At 60.5% G+C, this 23,051-nt stretch carries 19 protein-coding genes and 2 tRNA genes; 9 read left to right on the plus strand and 12 right to left on the minus strand.

Annotated elements, in window-relative coordinates:
• Positions 1–2: 2 nt before the first annotated feature.
• The 4 genes from R8871_RS28530 to R8871_RS28545 all read right to left on the minus strand — a co-directional run bounded on the left by R8871_RS28530 (position 3) and on the right by R8871_RS28545 (position 6,870).
• Entirely contained in the window at positions 3–1,415 is a 1,413-nt protein-coding gene (locus R8871_RS28530; RefSeq protein WP_175053467.1) for a 3-oxoacyl-ACP reductase, read from the minus strand.
• 124 nt (positions 1,416–1,539) lie between these two features.
• Complete coding sequence (locus R8871_RS28535; RefSeq protein ID WP_175053468.1) at positions 1,540–4,038, minus strand: acyl-CoA dehydrogenase; 2,499 nt, start codon at positions 4,036–4,038, stop codon at positions 1,540–1,542.
• A 282-nt stretch (positions 4,039–4,320) separates the two neighbouring features.
• A complete protein-coding gene (locus R8871_RS28540; protein WP_175053469.1) occupies positions 4,321–5,214 on the minus strand; it encodes a TetR/AcrR family transcriptional regulator in 894 nt (297 codons plus the stop codon).
• A gap of 435 nt (positions 5,215–5,649) precedes the next feature.
• Entirely contained in the window at positions 5,650–6,870 is a 1,221-nt protein-coding gene (locus tag R8871_RS28545) for an MFS transporter (protein WP_175053470.1), read from the minus strand.
• A gap of 407 nt (positions 6,871–7,277) precedes the next feature.
• Between R8871_RS28545 and R8871_RS28550 the strand changes: the two genes are divergently transcribed.
• Together R8871_RS28550 and R8871_RS28555 are read left to right on the plus strand one after the other, a co-directional pair.
• Complete coding sequence (locus R8871_RS28550; RefSeq protein ID WP_175053471.1) at positions 7,278–7,658, plus strand: MAPEG family protein; 381 nt, start codon at positions 7,278–7,280, stop codon at positions 7,656–7,658.
• A 220-nt stretch (positions 7,659–7,878) separates the two neighbouring features.
• Complete coding sequence (locus tag R8871_RS28555; protein WP_175053472.1) at positions 7,879–9,210, plus strand: chloride channel protein; 1,332 nt, start codon at positions 7,879–7,881, stop codon at positions 9,208–9,210.
• Between the two features lie 253 nt (positions 9,211–9,463).
• Here R8871_RS28555 and R8871_RS28560 read toward each other — a convergent pair whose 3' ends face one another.
• The 4 genes from R8871_RS28560 to R8871_RS28575 form a co-directional block, all read right to left on the minus strand.
• A complete protein-coding gene (locus R8871_RS28560) occupies positions 9,464–10,111 on the minus strand; it encodes a glutathione S-transferase family protein (protein WP_175053473.1) in 648 nt (215 codons plus the stop codon).
• A 126-nt stretch (positions 10,112–10,237) separates the two neighbouring features.
• Positions 10,238–10,573, minus strand: a complete 336-nt coding sequence (locus R8871_RS28565) for an NIPSNAP family protein (protein WP_175053474.1) — start codon at positions 10,571–10,573, stop codon at positions 10,238–10,240.
• Positions 10,570–11,667: an alkene reductase gene (locus R8871_RS28570; protein WP_175053475.1), complete on the minus strand. Its 1,098-nt coding sequence runs from the start codon at positions 11,665–11,667 to the stop codon at positions 10,570–10,572. The genes R8871_RS28565 and R8871_RS28570 overlap by 4 nt, the downstream gene beginning before the upstream one ends.
• Before the next feature lie 66 nt (positions 11,668–11,733).
• The gene (locus tag R8871_RS28575; protein ID WP_175053476.1) at positions 11,734–12,480 is read right to left on the minus strand and encodes an SDR family NAD(P)-dependent oxidoreductase; all 747 of its coding nucleotides are present in this window, start codon (positions 12,478–12,480) and stop codon (positions 11,734–11,736) included.
• Positions 12,481–12,661: 181 nt separating this feature from the next.
• Here R8871_RS28575 and R8871_RS28580 point away from each other — a divergent pair, with 181 nt between their 5' ends.
• Positions 12,662–13,585, plus strand: a complete 924-nt coding sequence (locus R8871_RS28580; RefSeq protein ID WP_175053477.1) for a LysR family transcriptional regulator — start codon at positions 12,662–12,664, stop codon at positions 13,583–13,585.
• A gap of 221 nt (positions 13,586–13,806) precedes the next feature.
• Here the strand turns inward: R8871_RS28580 and R8871_RS28585 are convergent, their stop codons facing one another.
• Entirely contained in the window at positions 13,807–14,547 is a 741-nt protein-coding gene (locus R8871_RS28585) for an SDR family NAD(P)-dependent oxidoreductase (protein WP_175053478.1), read from the minus strand.
• A gap of 285 nt (positions 14,548–14,832) precedes the next feature.
• Here R8871_RS28585 and R8871_RS28590 point away from each other — a divergent pair, with 285 nt between their 5' ends.
• Together R8871_RS28590 and R8871_RS28595 are read left to right on the plus strand one after the other, a co-directional pair.
• Entirely contained in the window at positions 14,833–15,294 is a 462-nt protein-coding gene (locus R8871_RS28590; RefSeq protein ID WP_217468922.1) for a MaoC family dehydratase, read from the plus strand.
• A 20-nt stretch (positions 15,295–15,314) separates the two neighbouring features.
• Positions 15,315–16,196 (plus strand): NAD(P)-dependent oxidoreductase, encoded by an 882-nt coding sequence (locus R8871_RS28595; RefSeq protein ID WP_175053480.1) that lies wholly within the window; start codon positions 15,315–15,317, stop codon positions 16,194–16,196.
• Between the two features lie 10 nt (positions 16,197–16,206).
• Here R8871_RS28595 and R8871_RS28600 read toward each other — a convergent pair whose 3' ends face one another.
• A complete protein-coding gene (locus tag R8871_RS28600; RefSeq protein ID WP_175053481.1) occupies positions 16,207–16,800 on the minus strand; it encodes a TetR/AcrR family transcriptional regulator in 594 nt (197 codons plus the stop codon).
• A gap of 98 nt (positions 16,801–16,898) precedes the next feature.
• Here R8871_RS28600 and R8871_RS28605 point away from each other — a divergent pair, with 98 nt between their 5' ends.
• Together R8871_RS28605 and R8871_RS28610 are read left to right on the plus strand one after the other, a co-directional pair.
• Positions 16,899–17,867: a quinone oxidoreductase family protein gene (locus R8871_RS28605; protein ID WP_175053482.1), complete on the plus strand. Its 969-nt coding sequence runs from the start codon at positions 16,899–16,901 to the stop codon at positions 17,865–17,867.
• Between the two features lie 84 nt (positions 17,868–17,951).
• Entirely contained in the window at positions 17,952–18,683 is a 732-nt protein-coding gene (locus R8871_RS28610) for an SDR family oxidoreductase (protein ID WP_175053483.1), read from the plus strand.
• 150 nt (positions 18,684–18,833) lie between these two features.
• Here R8871_RS28610 and R8871_RS28615 read toward each other — a convergent pair.
• Positions 18,834–18,920 (minus strand) — tRNA-Leu (locus R8871_RS28615).
• Positions 18,921–19,181: 261 nt separating this feature from the next.
• Positions 19,182–19,268: transfer RNA gene (locus R8871_RS28620), tRNA-Leu, on the minus strand.
• A 304-nt stretch (positions 19,269–19,572) separates the two neighbouring features.
• Between R8871_RS28620 and rnr the strand changes: the two genes are divergently transcribed.
• Positions 19,573–22,089 carry a ribonuclease R gene (gene rnr, locus R8871_RS28625; protein ID WP_175053484.1) on the plus strand — a complete coding sequence of 839 codons (2,517 nt, stop codon included), beginning with the start codon at positions 19,573–19,575 and terminating at the stop codon, positions 22,087–22,089.
• 198 nt (positions 22,090–22,287) lie between these two features.
• The gene (gene rlmB / locus R8871_RS28630) at positions 22,288–23,034 is read left to right on the plus strand and encodes a 23S rRNA (guanosine(2251)-2'-O)-methyltransferase RlmB (RefSeq protein WP_175053485.1); all 747 of its coding nucleotides are present in this window, start codon (positions 22,288–22,290) and stop codon (positions 23,032–23,034) included.
• The last annotated feature ends 17 nt before the right edge of the window (positions 23,035–23,051 follow it).

Genomic DNA, 23,051 nt, shown 5'->3' on the forward strand with positions numbered 1-23,051 from the left:
GATCACGCTCCAATCAGGCTTTGTCCGCACACGCGCACGATCTGGCCGCTCACGCCCGCCGATCCCGGATGCGCGAGCCACGCGATGGTCTGCGCGACATCCACCGGCTGACCGCCCTGGCTCATCGAGTTCATCCGGCGGCCGGCTTCGCGGATGGTCAACGGAATCTTCGCAGTCATCTGCGTTTCGATAAAGCCGGGCGCGACCGCGTTGATCGTGATGCCGCGCGCGCGCAGATGCGGCGCCATGCTTTGAACCCGGCCGATCACGCCGGCTTTTGACGCGGCGTAATTGGTCTGGCCGAGATTGCCGGCAATGCCGCTGATCGACGACACGCCGATGATGCGGCCGCCGTCGCGCAGAATGCCTGCCGCGAGCAGGGCGTCATCGATCCGCTCCTGCGCGGAGAGGTTGATGTCGATTACGCTTTGCCATGCGGCGTCGGTCATCTTCGCGATGGTTTTGTCTTTCGTGATGCCCGCGTTGTGCACGACGATGTCTACGCCCTGCTCGTCGAGCGCCGCGGCGATCTGCGCGGGCGCTTCGGGCGCGGCGATGTCGAAGGCGAGAGCGGTGCCGTTCAGTTGGCGCATGGTCGAGTCGAGCGCTTCGCGCGCCGACGGAATGTCGATGCCGATCACGTGAGCGCCTTCCGCGGCGAGCACGCTCGCAATCGATGCGCCGATGCCGCGCGCCGCACCGGTCACGACGGCGCGCCGGCCCGCGAGCGGCTGGTTCCAGTCGAGCGCCTGCAAGGCGTCGGCGCCGGCGCGCACGCCGACGCGCACCACCTGGCCCGAGACATAAGCGGAGCGTGGCGATAGAAAGAAGCGCAACGTCGCTTCGATACCGTTCTCGGCGCCTTGCTCCACGTAGACCAGATTCGCGGTAATGCCACGCCTTGCTTCCTTGCCGAGCGAACGCGTGAGGCCTTCGAGCGCGCGCTGCGCGGTCCATTGGCGCGGAGTTGCGCAGGTTTCCGGCGGCCTTCCCAGCACAATGATGCGGCCGCACTTGCCGAGCGAGCGCAATGTGTCGTGGAAGAATCCATGCAGCGGTTCAAGCTGGCTGCTGTCTTCGATCCCGCTCGCATCAAACAGCAGGGCAGTGAGCTTGCCGTGCGAACCGGACTCAGCCGGTTCGAAACGGCCCGTCATCAGACCATGGCGATTCGCGAGCGGCACCCACAGCCCCGCGCTTTCATGCGCCACGCTGGTCATGCCGACGCTCGCCACGAGATTCGCGAGCGCATCGAGCAGATGCGGTTCGCGGCCCGCGCCGATCGCGATCAGTCCGTCGAACTCGGGGCGGTCGGCACGATAGCGGTGCAGCACCTCGGGCTTCGGTAAGCCCAGGGAGCGCGCGAGGCGCGCGCCGAACGGCGAGTTGACGAAGTTCAGGTATGAGTCGTTCATATTATTGGTTGCTCCGCTGGCCACGCTCCGAAGGAAGTCCCATGGGGGACTTCAAACGTGTGTCAGTGTGCACCCAGTTTGAGGCATCTGGGTGAGCCCCGCCTGGATGTTTTTTTCAAGGCGCTCAGGCCGCGAGCTCCAGCGCTTTTTCGAGCGCGTCCTTGCGCTTTTGCAAATTGGCGAGCATGTCGAAGTCGGCCGGGAAGTCGTCGACCTTCACGACTTGTGCGCCATACCGCGCATAGTCCTCGAGCACGCGGCGATCGTCGGCGTCGATCAGGCCTTTCTGTCGCGCCGTCTCGGTCCACGCGGCCAGTTGCGGCAGGCTCTGCGGCATCGGTTCGAGCAGGCCTTGTTTGACCGCGTCGCGCAATTTCTGGTCGATCTCCGTGAAGCGCGGGTTCAGCTCGAAGACGAGCTCACCGTAGCCGAGCGCGTCGACATCCGGATGCGGCACATACGAGTCGGACACGAGGCGGTTGCGTGCCGCGCCCGGTGTTTGCATCAGTTCGGCGATCTCGGTGCCGAGGCGATCGGACGGCTCGCGATGCGGCAGGCCGAACGGAAATGCCAGCACGCGTACGAGACCCGCGGCAAGGCGGTTCGGGTAGTTCGCGAGTACGCCGTCGAGCGCCTGTTGTGCCTTGTACAGCGAATCTTCGACGCCCCAGCGCACCAGCGGCAGGTCTTCTTCCTGACGGCCTTCGTCTTCGAAACGCTTGAGCGTTGCGGAGATCAGGTAGAGCTGTGAGAGCACATCGCCGAGGCGCCCGGAGATGCGCTCCCGCCGTTTCAGATCGCCGCCGAGCACGAACATGGAGACGTCGGCGAGCAACGCGAACGCGGTGGAGATGCGAGTGGCCGCGCGGTAATACGACAGCAGCGGGGCGTATGCCGTGCGCGGTTTGGTGATGAACGCGCCGCCCGTGACGCCATAAACGAAACTGCGCACCACATTGGAGAGCGTGAAGCTCACGTGGCCGAAGAAAGCCGCATCGAAATCGCGTAGCGCCTTGCTGCGATCCGTTTCCCGCGTGGCCTCCATTTCCTTCAGCACGTACGGATGACAGCGAATCGCCCCCTGGCCGAAGATGATCAGGCAACGCGTGAGAATGTTCGCGCCTTCCACGGTGATCGCAATCGGCACCTGCTGATACGCGCGGGCGAGGAAGTTCGACGGTCCCATGCAGATGCCCTTGCCGGCGGCGACGTCCATGCCGTCGTTGATGACCATGCGGGCGCGTTCGGTGATGTGATACTTGGCGATCGCCGAAATCACCGAGGGTTTTTCGCCGAGGTCCACCGCATGCGCGGAGAGGCGGCGCGCGGCGTCCATCACGTAGAGATTGCCGCCCATGCGGCCGAGCGCTTCCTGCACGCCCTCGAACTTGCCGACGGGGGTGCGGAACTGGCGGCGAATCGCGGCATAGGCGCCGGTGCCGCGCACGGCGATCTTCGCCATCCCCACATTCGACGACGGCAGCGAAATCGCGCGGCCTGCTGCGAGACACTCCATCAGCATGCGCCAGCCGTTGCCGACTTGCGCGCGGCCGCCGATCACCCAGTCGAGTGGAATGAAAACGTCTTTGCCCGAGTTCGGACCGTTCTGGAACACGGCATTAAGCGGCCAGTGACGGCGGCCGATGTTCACGCCCGGATGGTCGGTCGGAATCAGTGCGCAGGTGATGCCGGGCTCTTCCTCCGAGCCGAGAAGATGGTCCGGATCGAGCGCGCGGAACGCAAGGCCGAGTACGGTCGCGATCGGTCCGAGCGTGATGTAGCGCTTGTCCCACGTCACGCGAAACCCCAGCGTTTCGCGGCCTTCGAACGTCCCCTTGCAGACGACGCCGACATCGGGAATCGCCGCCGCATCGGAACCGGCGTAGGGGCTCGTCAACGCGAAGCAGGGGATATCGTCGCCGCGAGCGAGGCGCGGCAGATAGTGGTTCTTCTGGTCTTCGGTGCCGTAGTGCATCAGCAACTCAGCCGGGCCGAGCGAGTTCGGCACCATCACCGAAACGGCGGCGGCCGAGCAGCGCGTGGAGAGCTTCATGATGACCTGCGAATGCGCGTAAGCGGAGAACTGTTTGCCGCCGTACTGTTTCGGAATGATCATGCCCAGAAAGCCGTGCTCCTTGATGTACTGCCAGGTTTCCGGCGACAGGTCTTGCCACACCATGCTGGTTTCCCAGTCGTTCGCGAGATCGCAGAGTTGCTCGCATTCGACATCGAGAAACGCCTGTTCTTCGGCAGAGAGCGTGGCCGGACCGTAGCCGAGCAGCGTATCCCAATGCGGGCGTCCGGAGAATAGTTGGGCGTCCCACCAGACGGTGCCGGCTTCGATGGCGTCGCGCTCGGTCGGCGACATCTCCGGCAGGATCTTGCGGAAAATGTCGAGCACCGGTTTCGTGAGCCATGTACGGCGCAGCGGTTTGATCGTGAGGACGAGGGCGGGGAGCACGAAGACGATCGCGAGCAACGTTGTCGCCACCGGTCCCGCTGCTCCGCTGACATGCGCGGCCGCCACCCAGACGATCATGAAGGCAAGCCACCATGAGGCCCGCGCCTGAACGTAGACGAGTGCGAGAGCGGCAATGACTAACACTAGGATGAACCACGGCATGACGTTTCCTCCTGTTTCGATGGTGCGTGCGAACGCATCCACGGGTCGCGGACGGCTCGCGTTCTATTGATCTTCTAACTGGCGATGTTGCTGCTACGTCGCGTGCTCAGGGCGCTTTTGCGTTGCGCCCCTGCTGCGTTTTCCGTGTCGTTTTTTCAATTCGACAGCGTGACGTTGTTTAGGTGCGGGACTTAGACGTGCTGCTCGGATATGCGCTATTCGTTCATGTTCTTGCACGCGGGCGGCCCATCGCGGCGCCGCCCGCATCAGCTTCAGTTCCAGTCAGGCCGTGCCGTGCAACGCGGGCTGAAATGAGCTCGCCTCAACGTCGCCGCTACGGCGTTCACCGTCCGAGACCGCCGACGCTGACGATTCGAATCCGCCAGATTCACTCGATCCGCCTGACGCCGGTTGCGTACCCGCCATACCTGCAGCAGGATTCGCGCCTTCCGTCTGGCCTTCCGGGGCGCCTTCGGTGGCGTCGCCCAGCACGGCGGCGAACGTGGCCAGTTGCGTGCCGTCGGGCAAGGGCGCTTTCAGTGCGGCGACCATCAGCGAAGCAAGGCGCGCGATCAATTGCAGGTCGTTCATCGACTTGCCCTGCGAGAACTCCGAGATCAGGCTGTCGGTATCGGTGCCGGCCAGCACTCCGGATAACGCGCCGATCGCGAAGTGCAGACGCCAGCCGAGTTCTTCACGCGGCAGATGCGGCAGCGCACGCTGGAACGCATCGAAAAAGCGCACCGCCACGGACTCGTAATGCGCATTCAGAAAGTCGCGAATGAACGAGGATGGATCCGTGTAGGCGCGCCCCAGCAAGCGCAGAAACGCCTTGCCGCCGACCCGCGGATCGCGCGAGAGCCGCAGCGCCGGAATGAACATGGCGCCGAGCACGTGCTCGCAGGTCAAGCGCGCGCCGAGCATCTGGTCGAAGCGGTCGAGCAGCTTGAGCCGCTCCTGGTTGAGCCGGTCGAGCCGGCGCGACAGCATCGAGTGAATCAGCGATTCCTTGCTGCCGAAGTGGTAGTTGACTGCAGCGAGATTCACTTCGGCCCGCGAAGTAATCTGGCGCAGGGACATGGCCTCATAGCCGCATTCGATGAACAGTGTTTCGGCGGCGTCGAGGATGCGGGACTTCGTGTCGCCGGCATGCCGGCCTGTTGTGCGAACTGCCATTTTGCGTCTCCCAGTTGCCGGGCATCCGGCCCGCAAACAAGCGATTCAAATGACTATTTGAAACAGCCGTTTTTTTCAGGATAAAGAAGGATCGGGACTGCGATCAAGGTTCGGTGTGGACTAACTCCTCTAGAAGACCTGACGAAGGTCCGTTTTTGCAATGCGCGCGGGCGCGTCAAACCGCGCGGAAATAAAAAAGGCCGTTCCGATCGAAATCGGAACGGCCTCGTATTGCTTGCTACCTGTGTTTGGCCTTGCGTTTTTTTCTGGCACCGGGTTCGCGTGATCCTGCTTTGCGTTTGCCCGGCGCCTGTAGTGCTGTTTATGCTGCTTTACGACGGTTCGAGCCGCCTTTGTAGCTATTGTGCCCGATAACGCGCCGGCGAAATAGCTGTTTAGTTCGAACGCTTAAAGCTGTGCCGCGAGGCGGCTTCCTCAGGTGCTCGCCGCGACCTCTTTCGCCGATTGTGTCATATCGATGCCGCGGCGTTCGCGGCTGAACGGAATCAACGCGGCGATCACCACCGCCACAATACCGATCACGACGGCCATGATCAGAGCGTAGTTGTTGCCGTGAGCTTCGGCGGCGCTCGCTTGCAGCGGGCCGTTCACCGACGCGATCAGATTGCCGAGCTGGTACACGAGACCCGGGAACGTCGCACGAATTTCATCGGGCGAGATTTCGTTCAGGTGCACCGGAATCACCCCCCATGCGCCTTGTACGGAGATCTGCATCAGGAAGGCGCCGGCCGCGAGCAGCACAGGCGTGGTGGAGAAGGCCCACAGCGGCAACACCGGCAACGCGATCAGGGCGGCAATAAAGATTGCGCGCTTGCGGCCGATCTTCTCCGAGAACCAGCCGAAGAACAGGCCGCCGCAAATCGCGCCGATGTTCAGCGTGATCGTGATCAACGACACCGTATGCGCGTCGAATCCATGCTGCACGCGCAGGAAGGTCGGATACAGATCCTGTGAGCCGTGCGAGAAGAAGTTGAACGCGGTCATCAGCACGATCGCGTAGAGCGACAGGCCAATGTTCTGCTTCAACGTGGCGACAAGACCCGGGCGCACTTTCTTCTCGAGCGTCTTGAAGGCCGGCGACTCCGGCACGTGCGCACGCACGTACAGCACGAGCAATGCCGGCAGCACGCCGACGAAGAACATGCCGCGCCAGCCGATGTATTGATAGAAGACGCCGAACACGACCGAGGCGAGCAGGTAGCCGCTCGGATAGCCGGCCTGCAGGAGACCCGAGACGATGCCGCGCGACTTGGGCGGCACGGTTTCCATCGTCAGTGCGCCACCCACACCCCATTCGCCGCCCATCGCGATACCGAACAGCGCGCGCAGCACGAGCAGGGTGGTCAGGTTGGGCGAAAAGCCGGACAGCAATTCAAGCAACGAGAAGCATGCGATGTTGACCATCAGCGTCGGACGGCGGCCGTACTTGTCGGCGAGCCAGCCGAAAATCAATGCGCCGACCGGACGCATTATCAGCGTCAGCATAATGCCGAAGGCAACCGTCGGGATTTTTGTATTGAATTCCGCCGCGATATCTTTCAATACGAACACCATTAGAAAGAAATCGAATGCGTCGAGGGTCCAGCCCAGATAGGCGGCGATCGTGACGTTTCTCTGTTCCCGTGTCCAGCTCATTGATTGTTCTCCTGAGTCTCCAATAACCCGTGTTTGACGACGGGCGGCTCTGCAGCCCCGTGCGACCCGTGGTGCGGGCTTCGAGCGAGTGTACGCCGAGCGTTAAACGCTTGCATGGTTGATGCCGCGTTTATCCGTATTAATCCCTGGAGCGAATTCCGGTGCGAATCTCAATGCATGGCGAATGTCGGCTTAATGTAATTATTGTATTAATCACGTTTGATGCATTGTTTGTTATTTGTAATGTGTTTTTGCCTTTAAGAGGCGGGGAATCAGGTCAATCTGACTGCGTCCTGGCGAGTGTTTGTAGAGGCGGCGCTCGCGGGATTCAGGTTGGCGACAGCGGATGCACGCGGGTATAACAGCGGCTCGCGGCATTCGCGCCGCGCATACAAGGAGACTGACGAATGACGATTCCGCATTTATGCCTGCTCATCGTGGTGGTGCTGCCGTTCCCGTGGATCATGCTGGCGAAGGTCAGCAAGCGCTACGACAATGCCGTGCCGCGCGCTTATCTCGCGGGCCTCCAAGGCTGGCGTGGGCGTGCTCACGCTGCGCATCAGAACGCGTGGGAAGCATTGGCGATGTTCACCGCAGCGATCGTCGTCGCGGGGCAGGCGGGCGGTTCGGGTTCGAGTCCATGGATCAACTGGCTGGCGATTACCTTTGTCGTCGCGCGCGTGCTGCACGGCGTTCTGTATGTGGCGAACCTGGCGTCGCTGCGCTCGTTGGTATGGTTTGTCGGCGTCGCTTGCGTGGTGTCGATGTTTTTCGTGTCGGTGAACTGAGGGACACGAAGCGTGGGGCGGGACCGATAGATGTATGCGCATGCATCGTCGGTTCTCACGATCCGGGTTGGTTCAAATGTTTACGTTTCCATTGCAGGAAGCGGGTGCGTGCAATCTATGCGCATGACGCATCAGTCGAGTAGAAAAAGCAATTTGATTCATGTTGCGACGCGGAATAAGATGATCGCTATTCCGTTAATTCCGCCTCTGTCGACGCACCATGTCAGTCAAATCAATCACTTCGGAGCCACGGCGCCGCGCGCGCAATCCACTTGCGGCGCTGGCCTTCGTCACGTTGCTGACGGGGATCGGCGCCGGTCTCGGCGGCATGTTGCTCGCCTTGCTGCTGCACGGTATTCAGCACCTCGCGTATGGCTACAGCGTGACGCACGTAATCAGCAGCGAGAGTTTCCTGGAAGGCGTTACCGGTGCCACACCTGAGCGGCGTGTACTTGTCCTGACGATGTGCGGACTGGTTGCAGGGCTCGGCTGGTGGTTGCTGTATCGCTTCGGGCGGCCGCTCGTGAGCATTCGTCAGGCTGTCAAATCCGACGATCCGCGTATGCCGGTGGTGAGCACTATCGTGCATGCCCTGCTGCAGATCGTGACGGTAGCGCTCGGCTCGCCGCTCGGACGCGAAGTTGCGCCGCGTGAGATCGGTTCGGTACTGGCCGGCTGGCTCTCACATCGCGCGGGCTTATCGGTTGAGCAGAGCCGGATCATGGTCGCGTGCGGTGCCGGTGCGGGTCTGGCCGCTGTCTACAATGTGCCGCTTGGCGGCGCGGTGTTCGTGCTCGAAGTTCTGTTGGGCACGTTTGGCTGGAAGGCGCTGGTGCCGGCTGTGGTGACGTCGGCCGTTGCGGCGCTGGTCGCGCAATTCGGTCTGGGCAACGAGCATCAGTATCTGGTGCCGTCGTTGACGGTGAGTACCTCGCTGATCGTCTGGTCTGTGGTGTGCGGTCCGATTTTCGGCGCTGCGGCGTGGGGCTTTACGGAGCTCACGAAACGCGCGCGGGCAGAGGCGCCGAAGGATTGGCGATTGCCCGTATTGTCGTTGTTGAACTTCGCGATCATCGGCGTGCTGGCGATGCATTTTCCGCAGTTGCTCGGCAATGGCAAAGGGCCTGCGGGACTGGCGTTCGACGGCAACCTGACGATGGCGCTCGCGGCGATGCTGCTGGTGCTGAAGGTGGTGATCACCGCGAGTAGTTTGCGCGCGGGTGCTGAGGGCGGCTTGTTGACGCCCGGGCTTGCGAATGGTGCGTTGTTGGCGATCGTCCTCGGCGGAGCCTGGAGCCTGTTCTGGCCGGGTGCTTCTTCAGGCGCATTTGCTATTGTCGGCGCGACGGCGTTTCTGGCCGCCTCGATGCAGATGCCGATTACGGCGGTGGTACTCGTTTTTGAGTTTACTCGTGTGAGCCACGACTTTCTGATTCCGGTTCTGTTTGCTGTCGGCGGCGCTGCGTTGAGTTTTCACGCATGCGCGAAGTGGGTGCCTGTGCTGCAGTTCAGTGCTGGTTTCAATTGGGGTGGGGCTGGCAAAGCGCGATAAGTTTTTTTGCCTTTGCCGGACAGCCCAAAAACAAAAAACCCCGTGAAGCGCTAAGGCTTAACGGGGTGCTTTGTTCCATGTATTTGTTGACGTACTCATTAGGCGCTGGCGGAGCACGGACTGTTGTGATGCAAGGGAGCTTTGGCCTCCCTCTTGCTGATCTCGACAGTCCCTTAATCCGACGTGCCGCGCCTGCGCGAAGCGCTTGATGTGGCTGAAAGGTTTCCTTCGACACGAGTCGGCGATGTCGCGATCATGCGCTCGAAGCCGGTCGGGACGAGATTCTTTCGTACCACTTCTTAAACGATTGGTGCGTTTCTGAAATCGGCATTTTCAGGGCACTCGCCGCGAAATCGACGGTAACGAGGGTCGTAATGTCTGCTGCTGAGAAATCATTGCCTGCAACGAACGGGACACTTTCGAGCCGTGCATTGAAATCCGCGAAGAAGTTCGACACGCGCTGCTTGCTACGCTCGACCAGTGCGGGAATCTGCTCGTAATCGTGCGGGCCCGACAATGCTCGTCCTTTCAATCCGGGCAGAGCATTTCGGACCGCTTCCATGACCGAGGCGAAACCATCCAGCTCCGCGCGTCGCTCCCACATGGTGACGAGTGCCTTGCTCTTGGCTGTCACCCCAAGAAGGGGCTCGTGTGGATAGGTTTCCTCAAGATAGCGCCAGATAGCAGGCACTTCCGTGATAACCGTTCCATCGGCGAGCTGTAGCGCAGGAACCTGCATTCGTGGATTCACGGCCTTGAAGGCGTCTGAAAATTGCTCCTTGCTACCAAGATCAATCGCTGTTCGTGCAATTTCAATACCCTTCTCGGCGACAAAGAAGCGAACACGCCGGGCGTTCGGTGAACCTTTGGATTCGTACAGGAGAGGTGTTTCGATTGGCATTTTGTTAATCCATTCTGTTTGTTGGGTGACGGCCGCTGGTGGGTCAAGTCGCGCGCCACGGAGAGATCCGCTTCCGTGTACTGAAGTCATATCAGTGGAATCGACGACATGGTCCGGGAAGGTCGACTATTGATTTGTGACTGAAGGCGGTTGGAAGAAGGGAACAGGCTTAAGGATCAGATTTTCCATATCGACAAGTGTGTCTTCTTCCAGCGCGACGCGCCTATATGCTTGCCAGTCCGGATCTGCTTCCATGGCGTCGCGGCGTTGCTCGCGATCCGCCAAACTATCGTATTGCCAGAGATGAACAACCCGGCTAAGCGGCCCGATATGGGTCACAAAGAAGCCATAGGGTTCACCAAGATATTTTCGCTGAAGCGGTAACGCCAGGCGTTCGTAGGTCTCCAGAAATCGGGCGAGCCGGTTCGGCTTGATGGTGTATGTACGGTGATCGAAGATCATTCTTCTGCCTCGTACATCGGGTAATCGGCATAGCCATTTTTCCCACCGTAGTAAAACGTGTCGCGGTCATAGGGATTGAGCAGGAGATCGCGCTTCATGCGCTTGGGAAGATCCGGATTTGCGAGGAAGTGCCTGCCGAACGCGACAAGGTCCGCGTCGGCCGCGCGGATGATTGCTTCAGCACCGCTTGCGTCAAAGCCACCAGCGGCGATCACCGGACCACCGAATAGCGGTCGGAGCTGCCCGGCCGCCACGGGGCTCTGCGAATCGTCTGAAACGTTTCCTGTGACCCGGGGTTCAATGACGTGAAGATAAGCCAACCCATATGCGGATAGCGCGCGGGCAACGTAAGGGAAAGTCACGGCGGGTGAGCTGTCGCCCATGCCGCCGAACTTATTGCTTGGTCCAATGCGAACACCGACACGATCAGGACCCCAGACGCTTGCCACTGCATCGACAACTTCGAGGAGGAAGCGGGCGCGATTTTCTACCGAGCCACCGTATGCATCCGTACGGAGATTGGAGTTGTCCTGAAGAAACTGGTCGATGAGATAGCCATTCGCGGCGTGTAGTTCCACACCGTCGAAGCCGGCCGCTTTCGCTCGCCGGGCCGCTTGACGATAGTCGTCAACAAGCCCCGGGATTTCGACGAGTTCGATTGCTCTCGGGACAGACGCGGCACTAGGGCCGCTCGCCAGAAGGGCTCGAACGTCGGCATGGGTTACGGACGGCGCTATCGGCGCCTGGCCATTTGGCTGAAGGTCGACATGCGATTGTCGCCCAACGTGCCAAAGTTGCAGGAAGATCCGTCCACCCTTCGCATGTACTGCGTCGACAACTCTCCGCCATCCTGCCACCTGTTCGTCGGTATAGATTCCGGGTGATCCATAACCCCCATTCCCTGCTGGCGTGATGAAAGTGGCCTCCGCTATCAGAAGCCCTCCTTGAGATGCACGCTGTTCGTAGTATGTGACCATCAGGTCGCCCGGCACATTGCCGGGCACGTCTGCCCGCATTCTCGTGAGGGGCGCAAGCACCACACGGTGCGACAGTTCGACCGCGCCGATGCGGATCGGTGAGAAAAGCTTTGACATACGGGTTCCTGTAAATAACGTGGAAAGCAGCGCTTTCCAGGCGCGTCAGAATCGAATCGGCGACCGTCAGCTCGCTGTCTTGCCGCCGTTTACTCTGATGATTTGTCCGGTGATAAAGGCGGCCTTATCTGACGCGACAAAGACAATGGCATCGGCGATTTCCTCAGGCGTTGCGCCGCGCTTGAGCGGTACGGCGGAGTAGAACGCCGCACGCTGGTCGGTTGAACCAGTGAGGCGATCCAGCATTGCTGTCTCGGTTGGTCCAGGCGCCACCGCATTTACGCGGACACCGTAAGCCGCGGCCTCGATCGCAGCGGACTTGGTGATCCCTTCCACAGCGTGCTTACTGCCCGCGTAGAGCGAGAGGTTGGCGGCGCCGCGCTCGCCGAGCGTCGATGAGATGTTGATGACATTCCCGCTGCCCTGACGCTGCATCACGCGCAAAGCGTGCTTAAGCCCCCACAGCGTGCCCAGCACATTGGTGTCGAACAAGGCTGTGTAAGCGTCGGCAGATACATCGGTAACGGGGCCTGGCTTGCCCTCGACACCCGCATTGTTGACGACGACGTCGAGCCGGCCGAAGCGCGCCACCGCCTTGTCGACGAGGGCGTTCACTTCGTCTTCGCGACGTACGTCAGCAACGACGAACTCGGCCTCGGCACCGAGGCGGCGCAATTCCTCTTCCAGCGCTTTACCCTCGTGCTCCCTGCGACCAGAAACCACCACTCGTGCCCCGTCCTGCGCAAAAGCGATCGCCGCGGCTCGACCAATTCCCGTCAGGGCGCCGGTAATTAAAACAACACAATTCGTCACGTTAAGTCCTCAAAGGTATGGGTTGACCGTTGTTGCTCGGGTTCGCATGGCGTCACCCTGCCAAATTCACGGTCAATTCTGGGTCGCAGCTCAAATGTGGCTTAAGCGTAGAATGTTTCAGCGGTTCGGGATAAGACTTTGTATATCTGGAGCCATATTTGGCAGGCATGGAGAGAGAGCAATGGAGCTTCGACATCTTCGCTACTTTGTCGCTGTTGCGGAGACGGGTAGCTTCACGACGGCGGCCGAACAGAGGCTGCATACGGCCCAACCCTCCCTCAGCCGTCAGATCCGTGATCTTGAGGAGGAGGTGGGTGTCGATTTGCTGATACGCGGCGCCCGCGGAGTTGAATTGACAGCGGCAGGTCAGGCTTTTCTCGAGCACGCTCGCGGAACGTTAGCGCAAGCGCAATCCGCCATTGATGCGGCTCGACGGGCGGCGCGTCGTTTAAAGCCCGTATTTGCGCTTGGATTCCTTACTGGGCAGGAGATAGAGTGGTTGCCGGAGGCGATGCGGGTTCTCCGCGACGAACTCCCGAAAATTGAGGTTACGGTCTCCAGCCAATACTCACCGTCGCTTCGCGATGCCCTGGTCAAAGGCGATCTCGATCTCGCATTCATGCGGCCAGAGCCAAACGTACCGGAGCTGGAGTACCGGCTTGTTGTCAAGGAGCCGTTGGTGGTGGTTTTGCCAAGCGATCACCCTCTTGCGGCTTGCGAAAAGATCGCTCTTCAGCAGTTCATTGGCGAGACATTCATCATTGTTTCGCACACCGCTCCTACTGTCCGGACCGTCATCGACGAGTTTGTCCTGCAGTCAGGCCTCGACATACGTGCAAGCTACGAAGTGGATAATCTCGCGATGGCGGTGTCATTGGTGGCATCGACGCGCGGTCTTGCGTTGCTTCCGTGTTACGCCAGGAATTTCCTTCCCTCATCGTTGACAAGCCGTCCACTTGCTGTTGAATCGCCGACTATCGACCTGGTCATCGGCTATAGCAGGGCCAACACTTCGCCGATATTGAGTTTGTTTCTTTCCAGAATCGACCATCTACTCGCCCGCTGCAGATCCATAGCGGCAGAAAATCAGGCATCCATAGCATAGTTGCTACGACACAGCGACGCCCGCTCATACGCATTTTCATTTGCCCTTGTATTGGGAGCGATGACGGCTTCACTTCCTCCATTCCCAGAAAAAAGGATTTCGAGTCTTTCCATTTGCGGGATCTTTAACGGAGAGCCAACTGCGTTAGCTCATCAACTCTCCGTTGTGTCCGCAGGAACCTTGACCTTCTTCAAATCCACACGCCGAACATATCCCCGGGCTCAGGCATTCATCCCACCATCAACAGTAAGATTCGTCCCGGTAACGTACGAGGCCTCAGGCCCGGCAACGAACGCTACCATCGCAGCAATCTCCTCAGCGCGCCCGTAGCGGTCGAGCGCCGTGGCGGCCTTCTGCGGCATCGCCCAATCGCCGGAGGCGGGATTCAAGTCGGTATCGATCGGTCCCGGCTGGACATTGTTGACCGTGATGCCCCGGCCGCCCAACTCTCTGGAAAGCGCCTGGGTGAACATCCTGACGGCCGCTTTCGTGGCTGCGTAGGGCACCAACCCGGGCGCGATAGCACGCTCGCCCACCGCCGAGCCGATCATGATGATGCGGCCACCATCGCTAAGGTGCCTCAGCGCCGCCTTGGTCGTAGCGAAAACGCCGCGGATATTGATGTTGATCACTCGATCCATCTCTTCCAGCGTCGTGTCTTCGAACGGTTTCGGAATGGCCGTGCCGGCGTTGTTCACCAGCACATCAAGCCGACCGAAGGTTGCAAAAGTTTTTTCGACCGCGGCTTCGACAGCTTTGACGTCAGCAGCGTCCGCCTGGATTGCAATAGCCTTTCCGCCATTGAGTTCGATCTCTTTGACCACTGCCGATGCCGCGCTTGCGTTCTTCGAGTAGGTAAAGGCCACACTCGCTCCATCCGCGGCCAGACGTTTCGCGATTGCCGCACCGATACCGCGTGAGCCACCGGTAACGAGTGCCACTTTTTTGGCTAATGCAGACATTTGATTTCCTTGAGTATGCGTGAGCGATTCACCGCGTCACTGAATCAGAAAATAGATTTGCAGTACAAACGTTCGATGTATGGTGCTGCAACGATTGTAGGTTTCCGTGACGGGCGCGACAAAGACCTTGTAAGCAGGGCGCCATGCGTTTTGAGCATGGCAGAAGAGGGCAAGTCTGCATGCTCTCCTCGTTCCGATTTCTCGCTTGACAAAGTAACAGACCTGTCCGTAATATAAAAATTAGTTACAGGTTAGTCACTTTATTGTGAGCAGGTCATGGATCAGTTGAACAGGCAGCGCTATCTGGAAGATTTTGCAGTGGGGCAGACGTTCGGCTCAGGGCGGCTGCGCATCGACAAGGAGCGGGTCCTCGCGTTCGCTGCCGAGTTCGATCCGCAGCCCTTCCATCTCGATGAGACTGCGGCGCGCCACTCGATTTTCGGTGGTCTGGCCGCCAGCGGCTGGCATACCGCGGCTGTGACAATGCGGTTGATGATCGAGACCGAACTCAGGCCGGCTGGCGGCTTCATTGGCGCCGGCCTCGACGAGTGCCGCTGGCCCCGGCCCGTGCGCCCCGGTGACGAGTTGCGGGTCGAGTGCGAGGTGATCGACGTGCGACCGTCAAAGTCTCGCCCGGAGCAGGGCCTGATCAAGCTCCGAACGACCACGCTGAACCAGGACGACGAGGCAGTGCTCGTGCATGTTGTGAACATGGTTGTGCCGCGCCGGCAACACCATTCGTCTTGATACCGGAAGGCGGGATATTCATGGACATCGGTTTCATCGGCTTAGGTACCATGGGACAGCCCATGGCGCTCAATCTGGCCCGCGCAGGCACACAACTCATTGTCTGGAATCGCTCGGCTGACAGATGCGAGTCTTTGCGAGTCACGGGCGCAACCGTCGCGACGAATCCTGCCGAGATATTTGAACGGACCCGCGTGGCATTCCTGATGCTGGTCGATGGCGACGCGGTCGATGCCGTCCTCGGCCGCGGCACATCGCAGTTCGGCGCGAACGCTGCGCACCACACGATCGTCCACATGGGGACGACTTCGCCTGACTACTCGCGCGGACTCGACTCCGACATTCGCAAAGCCGGCGGCAGGTACGTGGAAGCGCCCGTCTCGGGCTCGCGCAAACCCGCCGAAGCGGGGCAGCTCCTGGCGATGCTGGCAGGCGAAGACGCGGCCATCGAAAGCGTCCGCCCTCTGCTCGAGCCAATGTGCCAGCAGACAATGGTGTGCGGCCCGGTTCCGAACGGGCTTCTCATGAAGCTCGCGGTGAACCTGTTTCTAATGACCACAGTCACCGGCCTTGCGGAAGCGGCTCATTTTGCCGAACGGTATGGTCTCGACATGCAGCAGTTCCGCACCATCGTCGACGCCGGTCAGATGGCGAGCGGCATCTCGCGCGTAAAAATACACAAGCTGGTGACACGCGATTTCGAAGAAGTGCAGGCGTCGATCGTCAATGTGCTGGAGAACAATCGCTTGATTGCGGATGCGGCCAGAGCAGGTGGAGTCGCATCACCGCTATTGGACGTTTGCTACGCGCTATTCGGCGAGACCCGGGCGTTGGGGCACGGGCAATCCGACATGGCGGCCGTCGTCCACGCATTCGAGGCAAGAACCGATTCCAGCAAGTGATCGCGTTCGATCAGGCCAACAACTTAGTGGCGGCATCAATGAGGTCGCCCTTCACATTGCCCGACTCCGCTATCGGACCAGTGACATATGCGCCGTTGATGATCAGCGCTATCTGAGACGCGGTGCGGTTGGGATTGCTGACACCCAGCCTGGCGACGATTGCTGCCAGCCTCGCCTGCATTTCCTCTTTGTTGTCTCGGGCGATAACCCGGCCAGGATGGTTGTCGTCGGGAAACTCCGCCATCAGATTAAGGAAGGGGCAGCCACGAAAGGCCGGGTGCGCAATCCGTTTCGCGATTCCAGATAGCAGCGCCTCCAACAAGGCACGCGGGTCATCGGCGTGCTTCTTTTCGACGTCATCCCACCACGCCCAGAACAACCGATCTTTCTCAGCGGCGAAAGCGCAGATCAAAGCGTCCTTGGAGTCGAATACGCGATAGAGGCTCGTCTTCGATACCCCGGATTGTTCGACGACCGTGTCGACGCCGATGGCACGTATGCCCTCACGGTAGAACAGATCGCTTGCCGTCGCGAGGATCCTGTCGCGCGCGCTCACTTCGCCCTTGGGCGGGGCTCCCCGCCGGGGTCGGGCTCCTGCCTTCATATCCGCAAACTCCTTCGATTCAGATTTTCTGATTGACAAAGTAACAGATCGGTACCTAGTATGAAAGTTACAGGTCTGTTACTTTAAAGGATATACCAATGCGTGTGATCGAAGCGGAAACCTTTTCGGGTTATGACGGGTTGCGGCAGATTGAATTACCCAGGCCGCAACCGGCGAAGGGCAGGGTGTTGGTTCGTGTGACGGCTGCTGGTGTCACGCCCCTCGAACACACGCTCCTGTCTGGTGGACACCCTCGAGCCAAGGCGCCGCTGGTGCTGGGCAATGAGGGCGTCGGTGTCATCGAGGACGCAGGCGATTCCGGGCTCGCGGTGGGAAGCCGCGTGATGTTCACCGGGCCCTACGGCGTTGGCGAGAATGGCACGTGGCAGGAATGGCTGCTGGTGAGACCGGAACATCTGGCGTTGTCTGACTCGATCGGTGACATCGTCGCGGCCAGCATTCCGGTGGCTTATCTGACCGCGCAGATCAGTCTCGCCGACGCCTGCTTCAAGCCAGGTATGACGGTGCTGGCTCCGGGAATCGGCGGGTCGGTCGGCAACGCGACCTATCAGCTCGCACGGGCGCAGGGCGCCAGCAAGGTGATCTCCACGGCCGGCAGCGCGGCGAAGGCTGCGAGAGCGCGTGAACTTGGCTTCGAGGACGTGATTGACCTTACCGAGGAGGGTCTCGCTGACGGCGTTCGTCGAATAACGGCCGGCAAGGGCGTCGATATCGTCATCGATAGCATTGGCGGTGCTGTAACGAGTGAGGCGTTGGGCAGCCTGGGGCACGGCGGTGTCCTGATCACGTTGGGCTATTCCGCCGGCCGAAAAACCACGATCGATGTCACGAACCTGATCTGGAAGCGCGCGCGGATGGCGGGCTTCTCCCTGTTCGCCCAGTCACCGGCCGCGATTGCCACTGCGTGGCAGCACATCATTCCGTTAGTCGTAAGCGGATCAGTCAAGCCGATCGTCGAGCGGATCTACCCCCTCGCTGAAGCACGCGAAGCCTTGCGTCATCTGATAGAGGATCGGCCGTTTGGCAAAGTCGTTTTGACGATGTGACCGACATGACTTCCGGCTATTTTTTGGCAACCGCCCGCCCGGAGGCGCTGCCAGCCGGTATTGGCAATCAACGGAGTAGTTGCTATGGATAAGTTGCAGGGAAAGGTGGCCGTCATTACCGGCGGCTCGTCAGGGATAGGTCTCGCTGCCGCGAAGCTCTTTGTCGCCGAGGGCGCCTACGTCTTCATCACCGGCCGTCGTCAGAAGGAGCTTGACGAAGCCGTCAGGGCCATCGGGGGCAATGTGACTGGCATCCGTGGAGACGTCGCCAATCTGGATGATCTTGATCGTCTCTATGAGAGCGTCAGCTCGACGGCGCGAAGAATCGACATCGTCTTCGCCAACGCTGGCATCGCTGAGTTCGCCACCTTGGACAATATTACTGAAGCGCATTTCGACAAACTGTTCAGTACCAACGTGAAGGGAGTGCTTTTCACCGTCCAAAAGGCTCTGCCGCTCTTGAACAACGGTGCATCGATCATTCTCACGGGCTCCGTCGCGAGCGCCAAAGGGACGCATGCCTTCTGGGTATACGGCGCGACCAAGGCCGCTATCCGCAATTTCGTGCGAGGATGGACTGTGGAATTGAAGGACCGTGGCATCCGTTCAAACGTCCTTAGCCCGGGGCCAATTGATACGCCGATCATTGACCAGCAACCCCCGGACGCTATTGCGAGAATTTTATCTACCATCCCGATGGGGCGCATGGGGCAAGTCGATGAAGTTGCCAAGGCGGCTTTGTTTCTCGCTTCGGACGATTCGAGTTTCGTCACGGGCATCGAACTTTTCGTGGACGGGGGTAGAGCGCAGATCTGAGCGATAGTGGAGCAGCCAGTTCTCGGTGCAGTTCGGCAGAATCCTCAAGGCGAGCCCGTTCGTTAGCGGAGCGCAAGGAAATTCTGGGCAACAAAAAACCCCGTGAAGCGCTAAGGCTTAACGGGGTGCTTTGTTTCACTTGAAGAGGGGTGGTGCCCAGGAGAGGACTCGAACCTCCACGGTGTTGCCACCGCTAGGACCTGAACCTAGTGCGTCTACCAATTCCGCCACCTGGGCACGTCTTCAAGCTAGACCGCTATTTTAGCGCGCTGATGCAGCGTGTCAATCCCTACATACAAACTGACTATCGCTTCATCAACCGCCCGGTTGGATCATTCAGCGAAGCAAAACTTCACTGCGCAATCACTGCCAACTCGCGTTGACGCAACCGTCCTGCCAACTACCTGACCCAATCGAAAAACCAGAACCGGACCACATAGCCTCACACAAAAAGTAAAGCCGCCGATGCGAAACATCAGGCGGCTTTACTTTTGAATCTGGTGCCCAAGAGAGGACTCGAACCTCCACAGTGTTGCCACCGCTAGGACCTGAACCTAGTGCGTCTACCAATTTCGCCACCTGGGCAGGTGATGAACAGCAAAGAACGCCATTATAGCGACAGATTCAGGGCTGTCAAGCGTTTCTCAAAACTCGCTTAAACATCGCCGCAGCGAGCCTGCGCGCGCCTCACAGCGACTATTGACGGGCCGCTTGGCGCACAAGACGGGTGTTAGAATGCCTCGCAGTAGTTCGTTGGCACGGTGCACACGCCCGTCGGACTCAGACTTGAACGAGCCGGACCCGAGCAGTCATTCCAGTGCAATCGCAAGTGCAACTTAAGCGCTACCCAAGCGCCTCTTAAGCCCAGCCACATCGCCGACCGACGTCCATGCAACGAGAAAAAATCATCGACAAGCCCTTGAGCAAATTCCCGTATCCGATCCCGAGCCGCGAAGAAATCCTGGGCGTCCTGCGCACGAGTGAAGCGCCGCTTGCCGCGAACGACATCGCCGAAGCCCTGTCGATCAAGCGCCAGGAGCGCGAAGGATTTTTCAAGCGCCTAGGCGCCATGGAGCGCGACGGCCAGATCCGGCTCGATCAGCGCAATCTCTATCAGCTGACCCATCCGTCGAACTTCGTCGCGGGCCGCGTGCAGGGTCATCGTGACGGCTACGGTTTTCTGATTCGCGACGACGGTCAGGACGATCTGTTCCTGCCCACCGGCGAAATGCAGAAGGTCATGCACAACGATCGCGTGCTCGCGCGCATTGTCGGCTATGACCGCCGTGGCCGGCCGGAAGGGCATATCGTCGAAGTCACGGACCGCGCCAACAAGCGCGTGATCGGCCGTCTGCTCAACGAGAACGGCGCGCTGATCGTCGCGCCTGAAGACAAGCGCATCGGCCATGACATCCTGATCGCGCAGAACACCAAGAAGGCCAAGGTCGGCCAGGTGGTGGTGGTCGAACTCACTGATTTCCCGAGCCGTCACTCGCAGCCGCTCGGCCGCGTGGTGGAAGTGCTCGGCGATATCGACGACCCCGGCATGGAAATCGAAATCGCGGTGCGCAAGTACGGCGTGCCGCACGAATTCAGCCAGTCCGCGCTCGACGAAGCGGCCAGGCTGCCCGACGAAGTCCGTCCGGTCGACGCGCGTCATCGCATCGATCTGCGCGACGTGCCGCTCGTCACGATCGACGGTGAAGATGCCCGCGACTTCGACGACGCGGTCTATTGCGAGCCGGTTCAGGTCGGCCGTGGCGAAGGCTTCCGCCTGATCGTCGCGATTGCGGACGTCTCGCATTACGTGCATCCGAAGAGCGGCCTCGACGCGGACGCGCTCGAGCGCAGCACCTCGGTGTACTTCCCGCGCCGCGTGATTCCGATGCTGCCGGAAAAGCTGTCGAACGGTTTGTGCTCGCTGAACCCGAACGTCGACCGTTGCGTGCTGGTGTGCGACATGATCGTCACCGCGCGTGGCGAAGTGAAGGCGTATCAGTTCTATCCGGGCGTAATGCACTCGGCGGCGCGGCTCACCTATACGGAAGTGGCCGCGGTGCTGAAAAACACCAAGGGCCCGGAGGCCGCGCGTCGCGCCGCCTTGCTGCCGCAACTGCAGAATCTGTATGGCGTCTACAAGTCGCTGTTCGCCGCGCGCCAGAAGCGCGGTGCGATCGACTTCGATACGACCGAGACGTACATCGTCTGCAATGCGCAGGGCAAGATTGAACAGATCATTCCGCGCACCCGCAACGACGCACACAAGCTGATCGAGGAATGCATGCTGGCCGCGAACGTCTGCGCGGCCGACTTCCTCAAGCGCAACAAGCACCCGGGTCTGTTCCGCGTGCACGCCGGGCCGACCGCCGAAAAGCTCGAGAATCTGCGCACGTTCCTGCGCGGTATGGGCCTTTCGCTCGCCGGTGGCGACAAGCCGCACGCCAGCGATTACGCCGCGCTGATGGCGCAGATTCGCGAGCGGCCGGACGCGCAGATGTTGCAGACCATGTTGCTGCGCTCGATGCAACAGGCTGTCTACAGTCCGGACAACATCGGCCACTTCGGTCTCGCGTACGAGGCCTATGCGCACTTCACGAGCCCGATTCGCCGCTATCCGGACCTGCTCACGCACCGCGCGATCTACGCAATTCTGCAAGGCCGCAAGTATCAGCCGGAGCCGCCGCAAGGCGTCGAGTTGAACACGGCGCTGTCGCCGCGTGCCCGCGCAATGCAGCAGGCCGACGAAGAAAAACACGGCGTTCGCAACAAGTCGAAAGACGTGGCGATCTGGGAAGAACTCGGTCTGCATTGCTCGGCGAACGAACGCCGCGCAGATGAAGCGTCGCGCGACGTGGAAGCGTGGCTCAAGTGCTACTTCATGCGCGACAAGCTGGGTGAAGAGTATGGCGGCATGGTGAACGGCGTAACGTCGTTCGGCATTTTCGTGCAACTCGATTCGCTCTTTATCGAAGGCCTCGTGCACGTCACCGAACTGGGTTCGGATTACTTCCAGTACGACGAGATCAAGAACGAATTGCGCGGCGAGCGCACCGGGATTCGTTATCGTCTGTCGGATCGGGTGCGGGTGCAGGTGAGCCGCGTCGACCTCGATGCGCGCAAGATCGACTTCCGCCTCGTGCGCGATACGCCGATCAAGCCGCCGGCAAGTCGTCCGGCTCTCGCCGACAAGACATCCGGCGAAAGCGGCGGTGCACGCGTGCGCTCGTTGCCGCCGGTGGATAACGGTGCAGGTGGCGCAGCAGCGCCAGGCGGACGGCGCAAGAAGGCCGCGCCGGCGCAAACCGCGGCCGTCAAGGAAGCGCGCGCGGCACGCGGTGCAGCGAAGAAACATGGCGGCGCGCCGGCCAAGTCGGCTTCGAAACCGCAGGCCCGCAAGAAGCGCTGAAGTCGTTTGACGGCTTGAACCGCGCGCATCGGGTACGTTCGAACGTACCGGTTGCGCGCGGTCTTCGTTTCATCGCAATCAAGCCAGGTAGCGAGACACCAGGTAGCAAGACACGCTACTCAGGCATCAAAGTAAGCAGGCTCGTATTCATCACAGCAGCGCGCTTTCAGGGCGCGCTCAATCAAAGGTTTGTCAGTCATGTCACGTCTCAAGGTTCTATACGGTTTCCACGCAGTGACCGCACGTATGCGGCACGATGCGTCGACGGTCGAAGAGGTTTATTACGACGCCACGCGCAAAGACCGTCGCATGACCGAGTTCCTGCACGCGGCGAAAGAAGCCGGAGTGCGTCTGATCGCCGCCGACGAAACGCGTCTGTGGGGCCTCTCGCATACCGAGCGGCACCAGGGCGTGGTGGCGCGTGCGGGCGATATGCCGCTCGCGCAGAATCTGGCCGAGCTGCTCGACGGCATCAACGGTTCGGCGTTGATTCTCGTGCTGGACGGCGTGACCGATCCGCACAACCTCGGCGCCTGCCTGCGCGTGGCCGATGCGGCCGGCGCGCACGCGGTGATCGCGCCGCGTGACCGCGCGGTGGGCTTGAACGCGACAGCTGCAAAAGTGGCGAGCGGCGCGGCCGACACCGTGCCGTACATCACCGTCACGAATCTGGCGCGCGCGCTGCGTGAGTTGAAGGACGCCGGCGTGTGGGTGGTCGGTACCGCCGGCGAGGCCACCAAGAGCCTCTACGAGACCGAACTCGACGGTCCGGTCGCACTGGTGATGGGCGCCGAAGGCGAGGGCATGCGCCGCCTCACGCGCGATACCTGCGACGTGGTCATGCAGATTCCGATGGCGGGTACAGTCGAGAGCCTGAACGTGTCCGTGGCGAGCGGTGTTTGTCTGTTCGAAGCAGTGCGTCAGCGCTCGGTGAAGAAGAAGTAAAGCGGAAATAAAGCGGA

It is taken from the genome of Paraburkholderia sediminicola, assembly GCF_902859805.1.
GTDB classification, from domain to species: domain Bacteria; phylum Pseudomonadota; class Gammaproteobacteria; order Burkholderiales; family Burkholderiaceae; genus Paraburkholderia; species Paraburkholderia sediminicola.